The sequence below is a fragment of the Natrinema sp. HArc-T2 genome (assembly GCF_041821085.1).
GTDB lineage: Archaea > Halobacteriota > Halobacteria > Halobacteriales > Natrialbaceae > Natrinema.
In genome coordinates, this window is record NZ_JBGUAZ010000025.1 from 1 (window position 1) to 1,284 (window position 1,284).

Below are 1,284 nucleotides of genomic sequence, written 5' to 3' on the forward strand. Positions count from 1 at the left end.
TCGACCAATACGGTCATCATTCACCGATTACGGTTTGACGGCGGTTCGATTCCGCCGATCGGCATTACAGCGGCCACAGCGGCGAGGTGCCTCCCGTACCCATCCCGAACACGGAAGATAAGCTCGCCTGCGTATCGGCAAGTACTGGAGTGGGCGACCCTCTGGGAACGTCGATTCGCCGCTCCATTCATACTACTATTCAGACAGTAACTACCACCGGGGAGTTCTCGATATTCTACAATACTTCATATATTTTAACAAATATTAAAAATAAATCTAGTAAGACCATTGTATTATCATTCTAAATATTTCATAAACAGCAACCAGATAGCAACCCTTAATCGTGTTCGGTAGAGACACATAGATAGCGGGATGGGATAGCCAGGAGATTCCGGCGGGCTCATAACCCGCAGATCAGTAGTTCAAATCTACTTCCCGCTATTTCCTAACTTGAACAAACTTCTACCGCAGTTTGGTGGATAAGCTCTCTCGCTCATAAATTGTTCTTCGGGCAGAACGTAGCTTTCAGGTACTTCGCCCAACCAGAGGAACCGTGCGAGGTTCTTGGCATCCTTTCGATCTTTCTTCTGTTTCTGGTATTCAAGCCAATCCGCCTTGACCGGATTGGCGAGAGTGACATCTAACTCTTCGTCAAGACTATCGTAAATCGTGAAGTAGTTGCTTCCAGCTTCGATCGCAGCGTGATTTCCTGCGTATTTCTCTGCGATTTCGTCGAGACCCGCGTTGGCGACGCGGATCTCTTCAGCGATGTTCTTCATCATCAAGGACAGCGACCTGTGCTTGCCGTTTGTGGACGTCAATGCCCAGTAGTCATCAGTAGTTGCGGTCATGGCCTCCTCTGGAGTCCTGAATGCGTGAAGCTGAACGACATCGCTACCGGCTTGCAGCCACGGCCGACCTCGGTCGCGTACCCTCGCTAGTGCGGCTTCAGCCCTGAACTGCTAGCTTTATCTGCGTAGAGCGCCTCTAGAGCGTGTTCAGAAGTTTTTCTGAAGTAAATCATGCCACGAACACAACAGTACTCTGTCGATCTGTCTGCCGATGAACGAGCGGAGCTGAATGCGATGCTTTCAGCGGGCACGTACAAAACGCGGGAACTCACACGCGCACGGTGTCTCTTGCACTCGGATGACGGCTTGACTGACCAGCAGGTCAGTGAAGCCCAAAAATTCCACATCAGAAGAACCCGTTACATCGACTTGGAGTTCTTCGAACAGCATGTTCCCACTTCCCTCGAAGAACTCCGCTCAGTTCAACCTCAAT

At 50.3% G+C, this 1,284-nt stretch carries 1 protein-coding gene, 1 tRNA gene and 1 rRNA gene; 2 read left to right on the forward strand and 1 reads right to left on the reverse strand.

Translation table 11 applies throughout. The features are described from left to right. Nucleotides 1–65 precede the first annotated feature (65 nt). Nucleotides 66–187 (forward strand): 5S ribosomal RNA (gene rrf, locus ACERI1_RS18785). A 179-nt stretch (nt 188–366) separates the two neighbouring features. Continuing rightward, nucleotides 367–441 (forward strand) — tRNA-Met (locus ACERI1_RS18790). On the opposite strand, the gene ACERI1_RS18795 is transcribed toward ACERI1_RS18790, so the two are convergent. Then, nucleotides 429–851 (reverse strand): hypothetical protein, encoded by a 423-nt coding sequence (locus ACERI1_RS18795; protein WP_373619999.1) that lies wholly within the window; start codon nt 849–851, stop codon nt 429–431. The two genes, ACERI1_RS18790 and ACERI1_RS18795, sit on opposite strands and share 13 nt — an antisense overlap. Nucleotides 852–1,284 lie beyond the last annotated feature (433 nt).